Consider the following 19,543-nt stretch of genomic DNA (forward strand, 5'->3'; position numbering starts at 1 on the left):
TACAACCCAGGTGAACGCCAGACCAGCACAATTTCCTCGCTCCGCGACGGCAGACTGGACCCAGCCCAGCCCTGAAACGTTCAGTAAGTCCCCCTAGAATGCCAAAGCCCCTTGAATGCCGCAAGACATTCAAGGGGCTCGGTATATCTATCGGGACAGCCTGGCACATGACATGGCTGCGCACCTGACCACACTACATGACGTGCATGCCAAGCAATGTAGGCATAGGATCGTCCGAAATACCCTCGGACGATGATGCGTCTGCATTGTCAGTCACTTGATCAACCCGCTCGCGCAATTCCTTGCCGGCTTTGAAGTGCGGTACCTGTTTACCAGGCACCAGCACCTGCTCGCCGGACTTGGGATTGCGTCCGATGCGGGGTGAGCGCTGCGACAACGAAAAGCTGCCAAATCCACGGATCTCGATACGTTGGCCCGAGGCGAGCGCCTGAGCCATTGCGTCGAGCATGGTCTTGACCGCGTAATCGGTGTCGCGGGCGGCCAGCTGGGGATAGCGGGCCGCCAATGCGGCGATCAGCTCCGACTTGGTCACTATTAGCCGTCGTTACGCTGTTGATCCAGCTTGGCCTTGAGCAACGCGCCCAGGTTGGTCGTACCCGAGGAAGCGCTGGCTTCGGACATACGATGCAGGGTATCGGCCGTCTCGGCGTTGTCGCGAGCCTTGATCGACAATTGGATCGAACGCGTCTTGCGATCGACGTTGACGATCATGGCTTCGACGTTCTGGCCTTCCTTGAGCACGGTGGTCGCGTCTTCGACACGGCCAACCGAGATTTCGGAAGCACGCAGGTAGCCTTCGACGTCGACCGACAGGGTCACGACAGCACCCTTGGGCTCGACCGACTTGACCACGCCAGGCACCACAGCGCCCTTGTCGTAGGTAGCAACGAAGTTGTTGAAGGGGTCGCCTTCCAACTGCTTGATACCCAGCGAGATGCGTTCCTTGTCGGTGTCGATACCCAGAACGACGGCTTCGAGTTCGTCGCCCTTCTTGAAGTTGCGAACGGCTTCTTCGCCGGTCTCGGCCCACGACAGGTCGGACAGGTGAACCAGGCCATCGATACCGCCGGGCAGACCCACGAACACGCCGAAGTCGGTGATCGACTTGATGGCGCCGCGGACCTTGTCACCACGCTTGAAGTTGGTGGCGAACTCTTCCCACGGGTTTTGACGGCATTGCTTCATGCCCAGGGAGATACGACGACGGTCTTCGTCGATTTCCAGGACCATGACTTCGACTTCTTCGCCCAGGGTCACGACCTTGCGCGGATCGACGTTCTTGTTGGTCCAGTCCATTTCGGAGACGTGCACCAGGCCTTCGATGCCGGCTTCGACTTCGACGAACGCACCGTAGTCGGTCAGGTTGGTCACCTTGCCGAACAGACGGGTGCCTTGCGGGTAACGACGGGCCAGGCCCACCCACGGGTCTTCGCCCAGTTGCTTGACGCCCAGCGAGACGCGGCTCTTTTCCTGGTCGAACTTGAGGACCTTGGCTTCGACTTCCTGGCCCACTTGCAGGACCTCGGAGGGGTGACGCACGCGGCGCCATGCCATGTCGGTGATGTGCAACAGGCCGTCGATGCCGCCCAGGTCAACGAACGCACCGTAGTCGGTGATGTTCTTGACCACGCCCTTGACCACTGCACCTTCGTGCAGGGTTTCGAGCAGTTTCTGGCGCTCTTCGCCCATGCTGGCTTCCAGCACTTGGCGGCGCGACAACACGACGTTGTTACGCTTGCGATCGAGCTTGATGACTTTGAATTCGAGGGTCTTGCCTTCGTACGGGGTGGTGTCCTTGACGGGACGCAGATCAACCAGCGAGCCGGGCAAGAATGCACGGATGCCGTTGGTCATGACGGTCAGGCCGCCCTTGACCTTGCCGGTGATGGTGCCGGTGACCAATTCGCCGTTTTCGAGGGCTTGTTCCAATTGCAGCCAGGCCGACAGGCGCTTGGCGCGGTCACGCGACAGGATGGTGTCGCCGTAGCCGTTTTCCAGGGAATCGATAGCCACCGAGACGAAATCGCCAGGTTGCACTTCGAGCTCGCCCTGGTCGTTCAGGAACTCTTCCAGGGGGATCAGCGCTTCGGACTTCAGGCCGGCATTGACGACGACGAAGTTGTGATCAACGCGCACGACTTCAGCGCTGATGACTTCGCCGGACTTCATGTCCTGGCTTTTGAGGCTTTCTGCGAAGAGGTCGGCGAAGCTTTCGCTGCCGGTGGCGGGAGTGGAAACGGAAGACATTGAGTTGAAATCCATTGGGCCAAAATGGCCATTAAAAACACACCGAAGCGGATTGCCCGCGACAGTGGAGTGAATGAACCCGGCAGAGCCCATATGCCCCAGGCACATGCCTGTCAGCTACGAGCCGCCACCAGGGACGGAAAACCAAAAACTGTTAAGCCTGCTGCCAAAAACCGAGCACTGCCTGTACAGTCTGCTCGATCGTCAAAGCCGACGAGTCGAGCACATGTGCATCAGCGGCCGGCACGAGAGGCGCCACGCTGCGCTGCATATCGCGCGCATCACGTTCGCGCATATCGCGCAGAAGGTCGTTAAGATTAGCAGAAATTCCCTTTTCGATCAACTGCTTACAACGCCTTTGCGCACGAGCCTCGACGTCGGCCACCAGAAATACCTTCAGTGCCGCATCCGGAAACACCACCGTCCCCATATCCCGGCCATCGGCCACCAGGCCTGGGGCCACGCGAAACGCGCGCTGACGCTCGAGCAGAGCCTGTCGCACGGCAGGATAGGCCGCGATACGCGAGGCGAAATTACCGACTTGTTCCTGGCGAATAGCCTCGCTCACATCACTGCCCTCGAGCAGGATCCGGTCGCCCTCAAAGCAGACATCCAGCCCTCGGGCCACCTCTGCCACGCCCGCCTCGTCCTCGGCAGGCAGCCCGCGATTCAGGGCTGCCAACGCAGTGAGGCGGTACAAAGCCCCACTATCCAGGATGGCCCACCCCAGCGCGCGCGCCACGCGATGGGCGATGGTCCCCTTACCCGAAGCCGTCGGCCCATCGATGGCAATCACGGGGGCCTGCGCAGCGGGATTCCCCACTGGCATATCCGAGTCTGTCGTCATATCAATTTGCACCATCACCGGACACCAGTCCGGCATACACATCAAAGTAATCAGGGAAAGTCTTGCTCACACAGCCGGGATCCAGGATGCGCACCGCGGCCGGCCCAAAGGCCGCCAGCGAAAAACACATCGCCATGCGGTGATCGTCCCAGGTGCCGATATGCGCATCACGCCATCCATCCTCGGCAGGAGGCGTCACCTGGAGCCAGTCCGGCCCGGAGGTCACCACCGCACCCAATTTGGTCAGCTCAGTGTGCATGGCATGAATACGGTCGGTTTCCTTGACCCGCCAACTGCCAATATTACGCAACCGGCACGGTCCGTCGGCGAACAATGCCAAGGCGGCCGCCGTCATGGCAGCATCCGGAATCAAATTGAAATCGGCATCGAAGGCTTTCAGCCGCTCGCCCCGGTCCACGCGAATACCGCGCGACTCGATCCAATCAGGCCCGTACTCAATCTGCGCGCCCATCTCGGCCAAGGTCTGCGCAAAGGCGACATCCCCCTGGATACTATTCGCGCCCACCCCGGTCACCCGCAACGGGCCGCCACCGATCGCCCCCAGGGCCAGAAAATACGATGCCGACGAGGCGTCTCCCTCGACCGCAATGGCGCCCGGGCTGCGATAGGCCGCACCAGCCTCGATCGTGAATCGCTGCCAGCCGTCGCGACGCACCTGCACGCCATAACGCGCCATCAAATTCAAGGTGATTTCAATATAGGGCTTGGAAATCAGGTCGCCGATCACCTCGATGACGACTGGCTGATCACTTTCCTGAGCCAGCACAGGCGCAGCCAAGAGCAGCGCGGTCAGAAACTGACTGGACACAGCCCCCTGCACGCGGGCAGGAGCCCCGGCACGAATCATGCCTGCGCTGATTTCCAACGGAGGATATCCCTCCTGGCCCGCGTAGTTGATCTCGGCGCCCCATTGCCGCAACGCATTGACCAGATCGCCGATCGGCCGCTCGTGCATACGCGGCACGCCCGACAAACGATACTGCCCACCCATCAAGGCCAACGCAGCGGTCAACGGACGAAACGCCGTGCCTGCATTGCCCAGGAACAGATCCGCCTGCTTCACCGGAAAACGGCCTGCGCCAGAAACGGTCACGCTGCCCGACCCGGTATCCGTGACTTCCATACCGAGCTGTCGCAGCGCATTCAACATCACGCGCGTATCGTCCGAGTCCAGCAGCCCCGAGATATCCGTACGCCCGGCGGCCAGCGCCGCCAACAGCAGTACACGATTGGAAATACTTTTAGAACCTGGCAAGGCCAGTTGGCCACGCGCCTGCCGAGCGCGGGGCAAATCAAGAAATGGCTGTCCGGCCATGAACTACTCCTTGCGCCAATTGCGGCGCGCCTGAGCGGCCTGCAACAGCATTTCCTCGAGAGCCGCGCCATCGCCGTCCGCCATGGCGCGCTCCATCTGGTCCAACACTCCTCGGACGGCCGTCAACTCGGTACGTAACGCGTCGCGATTGGAGAGAAAAATATCGCGCCACATCTCAGGCGAACCCGCGGCAATACGGGTGAAATCACGAAAACCCGACCCCGCCAGGGACAAGCGCAACGCAGCGTCATCAGCGTTGGCAACCTGCGCCATATAAGCAGCCGCCAACAAATGCGGCATGTGGCTGACCGATCCCAGCACACGATCATGCGATTCGGCGTCCATCTCGAGCACGCGCGCTCCGCACGCTCGCCACAGGTCACGCACGTGTGCAATCGCCGCCGGCGCGTTTTCCGGCTCAGGCGTCAAAATCACGGTGCGATCCCGGTATAACCCGGCATCCGCCGCCGAGGGACCGCTGCGCTCTGCGCCGGCAATCGGATGGCCCGGAACAAATTGGCCAATACGATCGCCCAACGCCACGCGTGCGGCTTGCACGACTTCGACTTTGGTGCTGCCGGCATCCGTCAGCAAGGTATCCGGGCCCAAATGCGGACGCAACTGCGCCAACATCGCCGCGAGGCCGCCTACCGGTGTCGATAGCAAAATGACATCCGCCTGCGCTGCCGCCTGTTCCGGCGTAGCCACTGCGTCGATCAACCCTAACGCTTGTGCTTGCGCCAGCGATTGCGCATTGCGCCCCACTCCCAGCACCTGGCCCACCTGCCCAGCACGACGCAACGCCAGCGCCGCAGAACCGCCGATCAGCCCCACGCCAATGACGGCCAATACAGGAATCAGGGGGCCATCGGCCCCCTGTGCAACGGACGCAGAAGTCTCGCGCGTCATGCCGCCAGAATTTCCGTCAATGCCGCGATGAAACGCTGGTTTTCTTCAGGCAAGCCAATGGTGACGCGCAGCCATTCAGGCAAACCGTCACCGGCGACCGGGCGCACAATCACACCACGCTTGAGCAACTCGAGATTGATACGCGCGGCATCACCCACCTGGACCAACACAAAATTGCCGTAGCTGGGCACGTAGCGTAGCGACAGACCATCAAAGGCCTCGCTCAACTGCTGCTTGCCCGCCTTGTTCAAGGCATAGGAACGCTCTAGATAGTCTTTGTCGGCCAGTGCTGCAATCGCAGCCGCCTGGGCCAGCGTGTTCACGTTAAACGGCTGGCGAACGCGATTCAGCAAATCGGTCAATACCGGTTGTGCGACAGCAAAGCCTACACGCAATCCCGCCAAACCATACGCTTTGGAGAACGTGCGGGACACAATCAAATTGGAATATTGACGGACCAACGCCACGCTATCGAAACGGAGCTCGGGATCCAGATATTCGTTATAAGCCTCATCCAGCACCACCGTCACACGGTCGCCGTGAGCCGCATGCACGCGCTCGAGAAAGGCTGCAATTTCCGCGCCTGGCACAAACGTCCCGGTGGGATTGTTGGGATTAGCGATGAACACCAGACGGGTGTCATCAGCGATCGCCGCAAACATGGCGTCCAGATCATGGCCGTAATCACGCGCCGGGACCTGAATATGCCGTGCGCCACGGGCCTGCGTGGCCAAGCGGTACACCGTAAAAGCATGCTGAGCGTACACCGCTGACGTCCCGGGTTCCAGCAGCGCCAGTGCGGCAATTTCCAGAATATCGTTCGAACCGTTGCCGAGCGTGATCCAGCTTGGGGGAACGTCATAGCGCTTGGCCAAAGCCGCCTTCAGATCAAAACCATTGGGATCCGGATAGCGTGCCAAGGAGTTGGTCGCGGCAACCAAGGCCTCGCGCGCCGATGCCGGCATGCCCAGCGGGTTTTCATTCGATGCCAACTTGATGATGCTCGCCGGATCCAAACCAAACTCGCGAGCGAGTTCTTCGATGGGCTTGCCCGCCTGGTAGGGTGCGATAGCGCTGACGTGAGCAGGAGCGGTCAACGACTTGATTGCGGTAGTCATGAGTATGCGCGAGACGTAATAAAGTGACTGCGAAACCGCAGCGGCACTGCGGCAAAATCAATGATGAGTAACAACAGAAAACCGCAACAGGCCTGGCGCGGACACGCCGGGCCTTTACGATCACTGCGCCGGATACGATCCCAAGACCTTGAGGAACGCCACCTGCGACTGCAAATCTGCCAACGCGCGCGCCACCTGCGGATCATCGCGATGGCCCAGCACGTCAACGTAAAAATAATATTCCCACTGCCCTGTCCGTGCAGGACGCGACTCGAAACGCGTCATCGACACACCATTGGCCGCCATCGGCGCCAGCATGTCATAGACCGCGCCGGCACGATTGGGCACCGCCAGGATCAAACTGGTTTTATCCTTTCCGCTGGGCAGCGGCTGCATATCGCCCACGGCCAGAAAGCGAGTACGGTTATTCGGATCATCCTGAATACCCGCCTCCACGATCTGCAGATTCCAGGCGGGGGCTGCCGTTTCACCGGCAATCGCCGCAATCGTGGGGTTGGTGCTGGCCACCCGCGCCGCCTCGGAATTGCTCGATTCAGCCACGCGCTCCAGACCCGGATAATTGCGGCTCAACCATCCTTGGCATTGAGCCAAGGCTTGCGGATGCGCGGCCACGGCGGTGATGCCCTCCATGGTGCCCGATTGCGTCATCAAGCAGTGACGGATATCCAGCGAACGCTCACCGAGGATTTTCAGCGAGGTGCTCAACAGCAAATCCAGGCTGCGATTGACCGCGCCTTCTGTGGAATTTTCTACCGGCACCATGCCTACATCCGCCTGTCCAGCCTCGACGGCACGGAACACCTCGTCGAACGATGGACACGGCAGGGGCTGCACCGAACGGCCAAAATGCTCGAATGCCGCCTGCTCGGAAAACGAACCTCGCGGGCCCAGATAGGCCACCGTCATACCCCGTTCCAACCCACGGCAGGCTGAAATGATTTCCGTCCACACCGATGCCACGGCGTCTCGAGGAAATGGGCCACGATTGAGCTGCTGCAAACGGCGAATGACCTCGGCCTCGCGCTCCGGGCGCAGCACGGGGCCGTCTGCCGATGCCGCGTGCTTGACCTCGCCCACGTCCAGCGCCGCACGGGCGCGCTGCGACAGCAGCTCGAGGATCTGTGCATCGATCGAATCGATACGCTCGCGCAGTGGCTTGAGCTGGGCCTGCAATGAATCATCCATAACGGCGTTCGAACTCTTTCAAGTAATCCACCAACGCCTGCACACCCTCTAGCGGCATCGCGTTGTAAATAGAGGCACGCATGCCGCCCACGCTCTTGTGACCCTTGAGTTGCGTCAGCCCGGCAGCCTCGGCCCCTTGCAAGAAGGCGTCATTCAGCGACTCGTCACGCAATACGAACGGCACATTCATGCGCGAACGCACCGGTACGTGCACCGGATTGCGGTAAAACGACGTGCCGTCCAGATAGCCGTACAGCAGCTCGGCCTTGGCGCAGTTGACGGCCTCGATGGCGGCTACCCCGCCCTGAGCCTTTATCCACTTGAACACCAGACCCGCCACATAGATCGCAAAGGCCGGCGGCGTGTTGTAGCGCGAATGCTCCGCCGCCACGTTGGCGTAATCAAACGCCGAGGGGCAAATCGGCAAGGACTTGCCAATCAGATCGCGACGCGCCACCACCATGGTGACCCCGGCGGGGCCGGCATTTTTCTGTGCACCGGCAAACATCAAGCCCGTGCGGGTCACGTCCAGCGGACGCGACAGGAAATGCGACGAGGCATCTACCACCAAGGGCACGTCCGGCGCACCTAGCGCAGCCATGTCCGGCCAATCCAGGAACTCGACGCCATGAATGGTTTCGTTGCTGCACAGGTGCAGATAGGCAGCCTCGGGGCGAATGTTCCATGTTTCAACCGGCGGCACCCAGGTCCAGGGCGCCTGTTCACGTCCGTCGATCTGCGTCGCGACGCCGCTGGTCGCAGCAACCTGCGCATCACCGTAACGCCCTGCCTCTTTATGCGAGCGGGTAGACCAATGTCCGGTCAGCACAAAATCCGCTGCAGCGTAGCCGCGGCGGCCGATCAAGTTCATGGGCACGATAGCGTTCTCGCCCAAGCCGCCGCCCTGCATGAACATCACGGCATAATCCGCCGGCACGCCCAACAACTCGCGCAAATCGGATTCCGCGGTGTCGCAGATCTGCACGAAATGCTTGCCGCGATGGCTCATTTCCATCACGGACATGCCGCTGCCGTTCCAGTCCAGCATCTCGGCAGCGACCTGCTGCAACACCACTTCAGGCAAGGCCGACGGGCCCGCCGAAAAGTTCCAGGGACGAGCCATCATTGCTCCGTAGGTTCAGTCGGTTCGGATGAAGCATCGGCATCGCCATCGGCGTCCAGTGCCTCGGAGTCTTCGCCATCGACGTCATCCGCATCGCTTTCGACCACGCGGCGCACGCCCGACAGGCTGCTGCCGTCATCGACGCTGATCAACGTGACGCCCTGCGTCGCACGGCCCATCTCGCGGATCTCGCCCACGCGGGTACGCACCAACACACCGCCAGTCGTAATCAACATGATTTCGTCAGACGGCATGACCAGCACGGCACCGACAACCTTGCCATTACGCGAGGAGGTCTGGATGGCGATCATGCCCTTGGTGCCGCGGCCATGGCGCGTGTACTCCGTAATCGAGGTCCGCTTGCCGTAGCCATTTTCGGTGGCGGTCAGCACGCTTTGCGACTCGTCGCCGGCAACCAGCAGCGCAATCACTGTCTGGTTGTCTTCCAGCGTCATTCCTCGCACACCGCGGGCGTTGCGGCCCATCGGACGGACATCGTTTTCATCGAAACGCACGGCCTTGCCGGCATCCGAGAACAACATCACATCATGCTTGCCGTCGGTCAGGTCAGCGCCGATCAGGTAATCGCCGTCGTCCAATCCCACGGCGATGATGCCCGCCTTGCGCGGATTGGAGAAATCCGACAACGGCGTTTTCTTGACCGTACCGCGCGAAGTCGCCATGAAGACGAACCGGTCTTCGCTGAATTCCTTCACGGGCAGCACAACGGTGATCTTTTCGCCGTCGACCAAGGGGAACATATTGACGATGGGCTTGCCGCGCGAGTTGCGCGTGCCCTGCGGAACCTCCCAGACCTTGAGCCAGTACACCCGGCCGCGATCAGAGAAGCACAGCAGGTAATCGTGCGTATTTGCGATGAAGAGCTGGTCGATCCAGTCGTTTTCCTTCATCGCCGTCGCCTGCTTGCCGCGCCCGCCGCGTTTTTGCGAACGGTACTCGGACAGGGGCTGGCTCTTGATATAGCCGGCATGCGACAACGTCACCACCATATCAGTGGGTGTAATCAGGTCCTCGGTATCGAGCTCGGTCGCATTCATTTCGATATCCGAGCGGCGCGTGTCCTTGGCGCCAGTCGAGAACTCGGCCTTGATCGCTTGGAGCTCCTCACTAATGATGGAGGTAATGCGCTCAGGCTTGGCCAGAATATCGAGCAAATCGGCGATCGTCGCCATGACGTCCTTGTACTCGCCAACGATCTTGTCCTGCTCCAGGCCGGTCAAGCGTTGCAGACGCATGTTCAGGATTTCCTGAGCCTGCGTATCGCTCAGGCGGTACAGACCGTCGCCCTGCAGACCGAGGCTTTCGTGCAGGTCGTCCGGGCGGAATGCCGCACGGCCGCCTGTCGCATCATGATCGGCACGCGACAGCATCTCGCGCACGAGCGACGAATCCCACGAACGCGACATCAGCTCCTGACGCGCGACCGGCGGCGTCGGCGCGGCCTTGATGATGGCAATGAAATCATCAATATTGGCCAGCGCGACCGCCAAGCCCTCGAGCACGTGGCCGCGTTCGCGGGCCTTGCGCAGCTGGAACACGGTACGGCGTGTCACTACCTCGCGGCGATGCTGCAGGAAATAACTGATCAGTTGCTTCAGGTTGAGCAAGCGCGGCTGGCCGTCGACCAGCGCCACCAGGTTCATCCCAAAGGTGTCCTGCAACTGCGTGTTCTTGTACAGATTATTGAGAATGACCTCGGGCACCTCGCCGCGCTTGAGTTCGATGACCAGACGCATGCCGTCTTTATCGGACTCATCGCGGATATCTGAAATACCCTCGATCTTTTTCTCGTTGACGAGCTCGGCGATACGCTCCTGCAACGTCTTTTTGTTGACCTGGTAGGGAATGGCGTCGACCACGATGGCCTGACGATTACCCTTTTCCATGTCCTCGAAGTGCGTCTTGGCGCGCATGACCACACGGCCACGGCCCGTGCGATAGCCCTCGCGGACCCCCGCCATACCGTAGATGATGCCGCCGGTCGGGAAGTCGGGCGCGGGAATGATTTCGATCAACTCGTCGATCGAACATGTGGGATTGCGCAGGCAATACAAGCAGCCGTCGACCACCTCTTGCAGGTTGTGCGGCGGAATATTGGTGGCCATCCCCACCGCGATCCCCGAGCTGCCGTTGACCAGCAGGTTAGGCAAGCGCGAAGGCAACAGCAGCGGCTCTTGCTCGCTACCATCGTAGTTGGGACCAAAATCCACGGTTTCCTGGTCGATATCGGCCAGCAACTCGTGGGCGATCTTGGCCAGACGGACCTCGGTGTAACGCATGGCCGCGGCGCTGTCGCCGTCGATCGAACCAAAGTTACCTTGTCCATCAACCAGCATATAGCGCATGGAAAAATCCTGCGCCATACGCACAATGGTGTCGTAGACCGACTGGTCACCGTGCGGGTGATATTTACCAATAACGTCACCAACGATACGCGCGGACTTTTTATAGGCGCGGTTCCAATCGTTGTTGAGTTCATGCATCGCGTAGAGCACGCGTCGGTGCACGGGCTTGAGGCCGTCGCGCACATCTGGGAGCGCACGCCCTACGATCACGCTCATGGCGTAATCAAGGTAACTGCGGCGCATCTCTTCTTCCAGCGAAACCGGAAGCGTCTCCTTGGCGAAGGAATCCATATATATAGCGACTGAATCGTGTGAGAGAAACCCGGGCTGGGTAAACAGGAAATTCTATCATCCGATTCCCTTGGACTCCCCTGAGCCCAATTCGGAGCCTCCGGCCCACGCCCATCGACGGCCTTACAGGCCACCTTGTTGCCAAAAACCAACATCCCTACCTCCCCACAAGAAATAAAAGCTCATATCGAGTGCCAATGCCGTCTTCCAGGGGAGCCAAAGATCATCAAATGCCTTAAGATTGTTTCCAGCACGCAGGAGACTCAGTAGCGATTCTTTGAACCTTTTCCGAGCATTGCTATACTGACCCCGTTTCCTGATATGCGGCGGGGATTCGCTGCGAGTCACTTATCCAGCTTCAAGCTCAACGAGGAGAAACATGAACAAACCCTCCAAATTCGCTCTGGCGCTCGCCTTCGCCGCCGTTACGGCTGCCAGTGCTGCTTCCGCGCAAACCGTGGACAACTGGCGCAATCCGTTCGGCGACGTGTGGATGAACGGCACGAATGAACTGTGCTGGCGCGATGCATTCTGGACGCCGGCCACCGGCATCCCGGGCTGCGATGGCGTACCGGTCGCTCAGGCGCCCGCCAAACCCGTGCCTGCGGCCACCAAGGTCGTGTTCAACGCTGACACGTTCTTCGACTTCGACAAGTCCACCCTGAAGCCGGAAGGCCGTCAGTTGCTGGATCAAGTTGCCCAGCAAGCTCAAGGCATCAATCTCGAGACCATCATCGCTGTCGGTCACACCGACTCGATCGGTACCGAGAAGTACAACCAAGGTCTGTCCGAGCGCCGTGCTGCTTCGGTCAAGGCTTACTTGGTTAGCCGTGGCATCGACCCGAACCGCATCTACACCGAAGGCAAGGGCGAACTGCAGCCCGTCGCTTCGAACAAGACGCGTGAAGGCCGTGCCCAGAACCGTCGCGTAGAAGTTGAAATTGTCGGTAGCCGCAATCAGTAATTGATGCGCTAGCCGCTACAATGAGGGGCCTCGCTTGCGAGGCCCTTTTTTCATTACGGCGTGTCTTCACACGCCGCACTGCCTGCCGCTCATGACTGAATCCGCTACCTCGACTCGCCCCGGCGTCAACGCTGACCAAACCGAATTAGACAAATTCGCCGCCTTGGCCGCGCGCTGGTGGGATCCCGAAAGCGAATTCAAGCCGCTGCATGCCATCAACCCCCTGCGCCTGGACTGGATTCAAGAGTGCGCGGGCAGCCTGGCCGGGAAAACCGTGCTGGACGTCGGGTGTGGCGGTGGCATTCTGTCCGAGAGCATGGCCGCCACGGGCGCCACGGTCACCGGCATCGATCTCGCCGAACGCTCTCTCAAAATTGCCCGTTTGCATGGCCTGGAGTCCGGCATCAAAGTGGAATATCGCGCCGTCCCAGTCGAGGACTTGGCCACCGAACAACCCGGTCACTATGATGTGGTCACCTGCATGGAAATGCTGGAACACGTGCCGGATCCCGGCTCCGTCGTCCGCGCCTGCGCCGCTCTGGTCAAACCCGGCGGCTGGGTGTTTTTTTCCACACTGAACCGCAACGCGAAATCCTTCCTGTTTGCCATCCTCGGGGCAGAGTACGTCCTGAACCTGCTGCCGCGCGGCACCCATAGCCACGACCAGTTCATCAAACCCAGTGAATTGGCGGCCTCAGCTCGCCAAGCCGGCCTGGAGCTCACCAGCATGCGCGGCATGGAATACAACCCCATTACCAAGGTATACCGCCTGTCGGGCGACACCTCTGTGAATTATCTGATGGCCACCCGCAAATGAGCGCACTGATTCTGTTTGATTTCGACGGCACGCTGGCCGACACGGCCCCCGATCTGGCCGCTGCCGCCAATCGTCAACGCACTCGCCGCGGCTTGGAGGCCCTGCCCTACGAAACGCTGCGCCCCGTCGCCTCGCAAGGCGCGCGCGGACTGCTGCGCGTGGCGTTGAGCATGCTGCCGGACCATCCAGAGTACGAATCCACACGGCTACAGTTTCTCGAAGATTACGCGTCCAACTCTACGGTACACAGCCGGCTGTTCCCGGGCATCGCCGAATTGCTCCATGGGATTCGCGAACGCGGGCACGCCTGGGGCATTGTCACCAACAAAGTCACCCACCTGACGCTGCCCATCGTCGAATTTCTCGGTCTGACCCAGGACAGCGCCGTCTTGGTATGCGGCGACACCACCGAGCACTCCAAGCCCCACCCCCTGCCGCTGCAACATGCCGCCCGGGAGGCCGGGTACGCGGTTGACCGATGCGTCTATGTGGGCGATGATTTGCGTGACGTCCAAGCAGCCCATGCGGCGGGCATGCCCGCCGTCGCCGCGGCCTATGGTTATTTAGGACAGGACGAAAACGTCATCAGCTGGTCGGCCGAAGCCACCGCCAACACCCCCGCCGACCTCTGGGATGCCATCGAGCCCCTGCTGCCCCGCGGCCTGCGCTGACAACAGCGATCGATCTCGGCATGATTGTTCATCTTGAACAAACAGTCATGCCGAGTCTTTAGTCTTTATCCCTTCACTCAGCCCTATTAAAGTACGGGTTATCCCTGAATTGCGGATAAATCCGCCGCCTGCGCTTGCCGTAGACGGCGGCAGTTCTGTTTTTCCACCAGGCCTGCCGACACCCTATTCTGCCGCGCCTCACCAGCGCGACACATCAAATCATGCTGCTACCTATTTTGTTGCTTTCCACTGCGGGGTTCACCATCCTCACGACAGAGTTTCTGATCGTGGGGTTGCTCCCCCCGCTCGCGCGCGATCTGAATGTCACCGTGTCCCAAGCCGGGCTGCTTGTCACCCTGTTTGCCTTTACGATTGCCGCCGCCGGCCCATTTCTCACCGCGCTGCTGAGCAACATGAATCGCAAACGGCTCTTTATCGGAACGCTGGTGTTGTTTGGCCTATCCAATACGGTCGCCGCGTTAGCTCCCAATATCGGCATCATGGCTTTAGCGCGTTTCGTGCCGGCCTTGGCTTTGCCGGTGTTTTGGTCGCTGGCCAGTGCGACCGCGATTGAGTTGGCCGGCCCCGCTCGTGCGGGCCGAGCCATCTCGATGGTGGGATTCGGCATCGTCGCTGCCACGGTGTTTGGCATTCCTATCGGCGTGCTGATTTCTGACGGGTTTGGCTGGCGCACCGCCTTTGGCGTACTGGCCGTCGTGGCATTCGCCAAAGCACTGATGCTGTGGGTTTTCTTTCCTCGCCCGCCCCAGCAGACGCAACAAGTCAAACTACGCACGCAATTAAGCATTCTGCGTGACCCGCACGTCATCGGGCACGTCATGCTGTCGCTGCTGATCTTCACCGGCATGTTTACCGCCTACACCTATCTGGCCGACATGTTGGAACGTTTGGCCGGCTTCAACGGCCAATGGGTGGGCTGGACCATGATGGCATTTGGCGGCATCGGGCTCATCGGCAACCTGGTCGGTGGCAGATTGGCCGATCGCAGCGCCCTTGGTGCCACGCTGTTGTTTGCTGGCTTGATGACCGCAGGCCTGATCGTGCTGGGTCCCGTCATGCGTTCGCCCGGGTTGCTCGCTCTCGCGTTAGGCTTGTGGGGCGTCGCCCAGGCAGCGCTCTTTACGGTATGCCATGTGCGCGTCATGAAGTCCGCACCAGATGCGCCGGCATTTGCCGCTTCCTTGAACATTTCCGGGGCCAATACCGGCATCGGCATCGGCGCGATCGTGGGAGGTTACATCATCGACCACTATGGATTGGTCTGGCTGGGTGCAACGGCCGCCGTGATTGTGCTGGCCGCCATGGGACTGGGAGCAGCCCTGGCCGTCTCGAGCAAGCAACGCGCGCAGCGCTCGCTGCAGGCTTCCTGTGCGAATGCGTGAGCAAAGACCCGTGTGATAGAGGCTCCCTCATGAGCCTCTATCACACGCGAAAGCTCCCGGCAGGATTCCTTCGGCGGTTCGATTAAAGAACAGCCCACCCTATTCACCAAGCGCTTGTAGGTAATAATGCGTCGTCGACAACACCTAACAAGCCGAATATGTCTGGAGACAACTCCCCCCGGTTCAAACGCTATGCGCTGAAAATCACGCTGATTTATCTGCTGATACGCGGTCTGCCGGAGCTGCTGTTCTTTATCTTTTACCTGCTGCCCGAGGCGACCATACAGTCGCTGGTGCAAACGCATAGCGCCTGGCTGCGCCACCTCTATCCGGTCGTGCCGCTGCAGATACTGAACCTTCCTCTCGGGTTTCAGCACGCGCTCGCCTTAGTGCCGGTCTTGATGATCGAATGCCTGCTGGTGTTTCTGTTCAGTGCCTGGCTCATCCGTCGGCGCCCATGGACAGCAGAGCGTCCGAGCAACAAAGCTCGATGGATCATCCTGGTCCTGGCCACGCTGATCTGGTCCTATGTTGTCCGTTTGCAAATACTCGGACACTTTCAGCACCTCTGGGTCGAAGAACTGCAAACTCTGCAGGCGAAAGGCGGCGACTGGTTCGAGCTGATGCCGCCCATCCTGTTGCAAGCGAACAGGACTATCACCAGCCTCCTCTACGCCACAATGCCCCTGTGGGCCTGGGTGCCCGTCTGGCTGCATTTCCTGCTTGCCAAAAAGCCCGTCGGCACAACACACGACCCAGCTATCGTGGATGGGAATCATCCGGCCAACATGGCGGTACCACTGCAAAAAAGCATCGCCCTTGCATCCTTTTTACTGGGATGCCTGGGGCTGCATTTTGTCCTGGTTCTGCTCACCTACATCGGACTCTGGCCATGGGCTGCTCAACTGTCGGATACGCAGTTGCCCCTGGATGTGCTCAACGGACTGAGCCTGCCGCTATCGCTGAGCCAGATTGTATTCGCCAGCCTGATATGCCTGTTGGCAGCGTCGATCTATGTACGCCGTCTGACCATCACCCGGCCGAGCCTCTTCGCACTCGTCATCAAGCCGCTGCTGTCCGGGGTTATCGCATACCTGTTGACCAGTTTCCTGATATTGGCGCTGGTGTGGATCTGGATGTGGCTCAACCCGGGGCTCATCGAATCATTGCCGCGCCAGCTCAGCCGCAATCCCGAGGCCGGCCTGACGTTCGCCATTGTCCTCAACCTCGTGGCGATGTTGCTGCTGTGCCTGGCCAGCGGCAGGTTGCGTCAATCGCCACGGCGCTGGACAGGCCTGTTGGTCATCCTGATGGCTTGCGCCAGCATTCCCCTCTACGTAGGGTGGACCCTCGCAAGTACCAACATGGGTGCTGCGGGAGGCACGCCAGGCACGGCCGTCACCGGCAAGCTCGGCGACGCCCGCTGGCGCTCCATGGAGCAATGGTGCACCGGCGTCGTCGAAACCCGGCACGGAACGTGGCTGGTTGGACGAAACGAAGAGTCCTCGGGCTCCCCGTCTTACATCCCTCCGGGTGTCCCGGATCTGAGCGAACTCATCCTGGGCAAGGACGAAGCTGCCTCGCAACGTCGTTTCAACCTGTTTAGCTCTCGCTCCATGTTGACCACGCTGTCGCTACTGCAGGATGACGGCACATTCAAAATGGTTGCCACGGTGCCTGATGTCACCTGCTTGATGGTATCGCCCGAATCCGGCACGCTGTTCCTATTCACCGGTATAGACCGGCCTAGGTCATCATCCCCCTCGTTGACCGAAAGCGAACAAACCGCCATTTTCCGATCCACAGATCATGGCGCCACCTGGACCTGGCTGGAATCGGGTTTCATGACCGAGGTCGATCGGCTCGCCTGGAGTATCAAGCCTACCTTTTCCTCGGACCAGCACGTCTGGGCCTGGGGCAAAGAACCCCCGAGCGAGGACGAGCCCGCCGGGATCTGGGGTCGCCCAGAACCTGCGCCCACCCGTCGCGATGCCAACGGCAATGAGACCAGACCGACTGCCTTGTTCTACTCCTCCGATCAGGGACAAACCTCGACCGTCGTCTATAGTCCCGAGCCTTTGATTGCGCCAGTCTCCTATCTGCGGGAAATGACCGGGCAACCCAATGGCGATTTTTCTTCGCGCCGGGACATGGATCAAGAGCGCTTTGTCGTTCAGGTCAGTGACACGCGCGCCTATGTGTGGGCATCAGAATTCATGTGGTATTCCGTCGGCAATGCCCAGCACCGCACCATGCTGATGACGCACGCAGAGCTTTCGCGCCCGGCCCCCTCAGGTGAATGGCAGATCACCAAGGTCACACGCCACCCGGAATTGCGCGTGGAGCATTTGTCGACCTCGCACGATGGCCGCACCTACGCCATCCTGCAGGACAAAGACGGAGAATGGCTGGCCAAGCTCGATACGCAAACCGGCGAATGGGTCGAGCGTCAGAGAACGCCGTCGCTGCTGCCGGGATGGCTCGCCGAAAATCGCACGTCAGCGCGGTATTTCTGGAATAACGGCGACTATCAAGTGGTGAGCGAATGGGGCGACACGATCGTGCCCCGGCTGCTCATCCCTTTCTCAAAGAGCCGCGCCGAGATCGACACCGATGCACATTTCTACACGCGGGATGGCGGCCGCACCTGGCATCAGTTGGCCATTCCGGGCTATCTGGGCGTGATGGGTCTATCGCCGACCGGCAGCAAGCTATATTGGAGCAAAGGGGATTGGTATGAAAATGACGAACCTTTGCAGTGGCAGTATGACTTAGCGCAGTAGGCCGACATTTGAGGCATGCTGCCTGGGCCTGGGTCAAGGCTCTGGCAGCCGGACAGCATGCCTTACGCTCGCACCAATATGATTGGTGGGCAAACGATCCCCTCTGCCAAACAATTGCTGCCTTAGCGTAGCCTGCTCGTAGCGCGTGCGATAACGCCCCCGGTTTTGCAATTCGGGCACAACGATATTGGCAAAGTCTTCCCACGTTTCCGGCACGACAATGCGTGTCAGGTTAAAACCGTCTATCTCGCCCACATCGATCCAGCGCTCCATTTCGTCGGCGACCTGAGTGGCATTGCCGACAATGGTCTGATAACGGCTGCCCAGCGCGAATTGTTCCTGCAGCTTGCGTCGCGTGGTCCAGCCCTGTTGCTGCGCGGCCTGGGCAGCGGATTGCATTGCATTACCCGCGGCATATGGGATGGGCTCGTCCAGACTGTATTTGGCAAAATCCACGCCGGTGCTCGCGGCGAAATGCGCCAGGCCTCCCTCGGAACTCGCGTGCGATAGATATTCGGCGTATTTGTCCTGCGCCTCGGTTTCGGTATGACCGGCCACGACAGCCAGGCCCGCGTAGATCTTGATGTCATCGGGGCGGCGCCCGGCATTCACGGCCGCCTGCCGCAACTTGCGAGACGCCTCGCGCGCGGCTTCGGGTGTACGCGCGCCGATGAAAATCCCCTCGGCGTGCTGCCCGGCGAACTGCAGTCCGCGCGGCGACGTGCCTGCTTGAAACAATACCGGGGTGCGCTGCGGTGATGGCGCGCTCATGTGAATGGCGTTGGCCCGATAGAACGGGCCCTCGTGCTTCACTGGATGCACTTTCTCTGGCCGAGTATGAATACGGCGCGCGCGATCAGTCACCACGGCGTCATCCTCCCAGCTGCCTTCCCATAGTTTGTAGGCGAGCGCCAGAAAATCCTCTGCGCGATCGTAACGGCTGTCGTGCTCGGCCAGTCCGGCCTGACCCAATCCACGCGCCCCGCTCTCCACATAGCCCGTGACAATATTCCAACCGATACGGCCGTTGGTGAGTTGATCCAAGGTCGTCACATCGCGTGCAAACGCGTAGGGATTGTGTGCGCCCACAGTCGCTGTCAGCCCAAAGCCTATATGCTTGGTCACGGCGGCCATCGCAGACACGACCAGCCAGGGATTATTCACCGGCAACTGAATCGCCTCACGTAACGTAAGGTCCACGCCATCCTGATAAACATCGTAGTACCCAATCACGTCAGCGATAAAAATACCGTCAAACAGGCCTTTTTCGAGTACCCGCGCAATATTCGTCCAGTATTCCAAGGTCTGGAACTGCGTAGACTGATCGCGAGGATGCGTCCATAAGCCATGATGGATATGGCCCACGCAATTCATATTGAACGCGTTGACGTGTATATGCCGTTTTGCCTGTGTCATGCTGGGTTCGACCCTGATATCGGTA

The 19,543-nt window shown here is 60.2% G+C and carries 15 protein-coding genes; 5 read left to right on the forward strand and 10 right to left on the reverse strand.

Annotation, left to right across the window (positions count from 1 at the left end):
* Window positions 1–193: 193 nt before the first annotated feature.
* The 9 genes from ACNA0J_RS14205 to gyrA all read right to left on the reverse strand — a co-directional run bounded on the left by ACNA0J_RS14205 (window position 194) and on the right by gyrA (window position 11,464).
* Window positions 194–553 carry an integration host factor subunit beta gene (locus ACNA0J_RS14205; RefSeq protein WP_094820404.1) on the reverse strand — a complete coding sequence of 120 codons (360 nt, stop codon included), beginning with the start codon at window positions 551–553 and terminating at the stop codon, window positions 194–196.
* Window positions 554–555: 2 nt separating this feature from the next.
* Window positions 556–2,268, reverse strand: a complete 1,713-nt coding sequence (gene rpsA / locus ACNA0J_RS14210; protein WP_415806376.1) for a 30S ribosomal protein S1 — start codon at window positions 2,266–2,268, stop codon at window positions 556–558.
* Between the two features lie 154 nt (window positions 2,269–2,422).
* Complete coding sequence (gene cmk, locus ACNA0J_RS14215) at window positions 2,423–3,115, reverse strand: (d)CMP kinase (RefSeq protein ID WP_415819528.1); 693 nt, start codon at window positions 3,113–3,115, stop codon at window positions 2,423–2,425.
* Between the two features lies 1 nt (window position 3,116).
* Window positions 3,117–4,451, reverse strand: coding sequence for a 3-phosphoshikimate 1-carboxyvinyltransferase (aroA, locus tag ACNA0J_RS14220; protein WP_415819529.1), 1,335 nt, complete (start codon window positions 4,449–4,451; stop codon window positions 3,117–3,119).
* A 3-nt stretch (window positions 4,452–4,454) separates the two neighbouring features.
* Entirely contained in the window at window positions 4,455–5,360 is a 906-nt protein-coding gene (locus ACNA0J_RS14225) for a prephenate dehydrogenase (RefSeq protein ID WP_415819530.1), read from the reverse strand.
* A complete protein-coding gene (gene hisC, locus ACNA0J_RS14230; RefSeq protein WP_415819531.1) occupies window positions 5,357–6,478 on the reverse strand; it encodes a histidinol-phosphate transaminase in 1,122 nt (373 codons plus the stop codon). The genes ACNA0J_RS14225 and hisC overlap by 4 nt, the downstream gene beginning before the upstream one ends.
* 120 nt (window positions 6,479–6,598) lie before the next feature.
* Window positions 6,599–7,684, reverse strand: a complete 1,086-nt coding sequence (pheA, locus tag ACNA0J_RS14235; protein ID WP_415819532.1) for a prephenate dehydratase — start codon at window positions 7,682–7,684, stop codon at window positions 6,599–6,601.
* Entirely contained in the window at window positions 7,677–8,810 is a 1,134-nt protein-coding gene (gene serC, locus ACNA0J_RS14240) for a 3-phosphoserine/phosphohydroxythreonine transaminase (RefSeq protein ID WP_415819533.1), read from the reverse strand. Before serC ends, pheA begins: the two co-directional genes overlap by 8 nt.
* Window positions 8,807–11,464, reverse strand: coding sequence for a DNA gyrase subunit A (gene gyrA / locus ACNA0J_RS14245; protein ID WP_415819534.1), 2,658 nt, complete (start codon window positions 11,462–11,464; stop codon window positions 8,807–8,809). The genes serC and gyrA overlap by 4 nt, the downstream gene beginning before the upstream one ends.
* Before the next feature lie 379 nt (window positions 11,465–11,843).
* On the opposite strand from gyrA, the gene ompA reads away from it, so the two are divergent.
* The 5 genes from ompA (at window position 11,844) to ACNA0J_RS14270 (ending at window position 18,102) form a co-directional block, all read left to right on the forward strand.
* Window positions 11,844–12,428: an outer membrane protein OmpA gene (gene ompA / locus ACNA0J_RS14250; protein WP_415819536.1), complete on the forward strand. Its 585-nt coding sequence runs from the start codon at window positions 11,844–11,846 to the stop codon at window positions 12,426–12,428.
* A 91-nt stretch (window positions 12,429–12,519) separates the two neighbouring features.
* Window positions 12,520–13,245 (forward strand): bifunctional 2-polyprenyl-6-hydroxyphenol methylase/3-demethylubiquinol 3-O-methyltransferase UbiG, encoded by a 726-nt coding sequence (gene ubiG, locus ACNA0J_RS14255; RefSeq protein ID WP_415819538.1) that lies wholly within the window; start codon window positions 12,520–12,522, stop codon window positions 13,243–13,245.
* Window positions 13,242–13,916 (forward strand): HAD-IA family hydrolase, encoded by a 675-nt coding sequence (locus ACNA0J_RS14260; protein WP_415819539.1) that lies wholly within the window; start codon window positions 13,242–13,244, stop codon window positions 13,914–13,916. The genes ubiG and ACNA0J_RS14260 overlap by 4 nt, the downstream gene beginning before the upstream one ends.
* Window positions 13,917–14,137: 221 nt before the next feature.
* The gene (locus ACNA0J_RS14265; RefSeq protein WP_415819541.1) at window positions 14,138–15,319 is read left to right on the forward strand and encodes an MFS transporter; all 1,182 of its coding nucleotides are present in this window, start codon (window positions 14,138–14,140) and stop codon (window positions 15,317–15,319) included.
* A 158-nt stretch (window positions 15,320–15,477) separates the two neighbouring features.
* Window positions 15,478–18,102 (forward strand): hypothetical protein, encoded by a 2,625-nt coding sequence (locus ACNA0J_RS14270; RefSeq protein ID WP_415819543.1) that lies wholly within the window; start codon window positions 15,478–15,480, stop codon window positions 18,100–18,102.
* A gap of 33 nt (window positions 18,103–18,135) precedes the next feature.
* On the opposite strand, the gene ACNA0J_RS14275 is transcribed toward ACNA0J_RS14270, so the two are convergent.
* The gene (locus ACNA0J_RS14275) at window positions 18,136–19,518 is read right to left on the reverse strand and encodes an LLM class flavin-dependent oxidoreductase (protein WP_415819544.1); all 1,383 of its coding nucleotides are present in this window, start codon (window positions 19,516–19,518) and stop codon (window positions 18,136–18,138) included.
* Window positions 19,519–19,543: the final 25 nt, after the last annotated feature.

It is taken from the genome of Bordetella tumbae, assembly GCF_965139195.1.
Lineage (GTDB): Bacteria > Pseudomonadota > Gammaproteobacteria > Burkholderiales > Burkholderiaceae_B > Bordetella_A > Bordetella_A tumbae.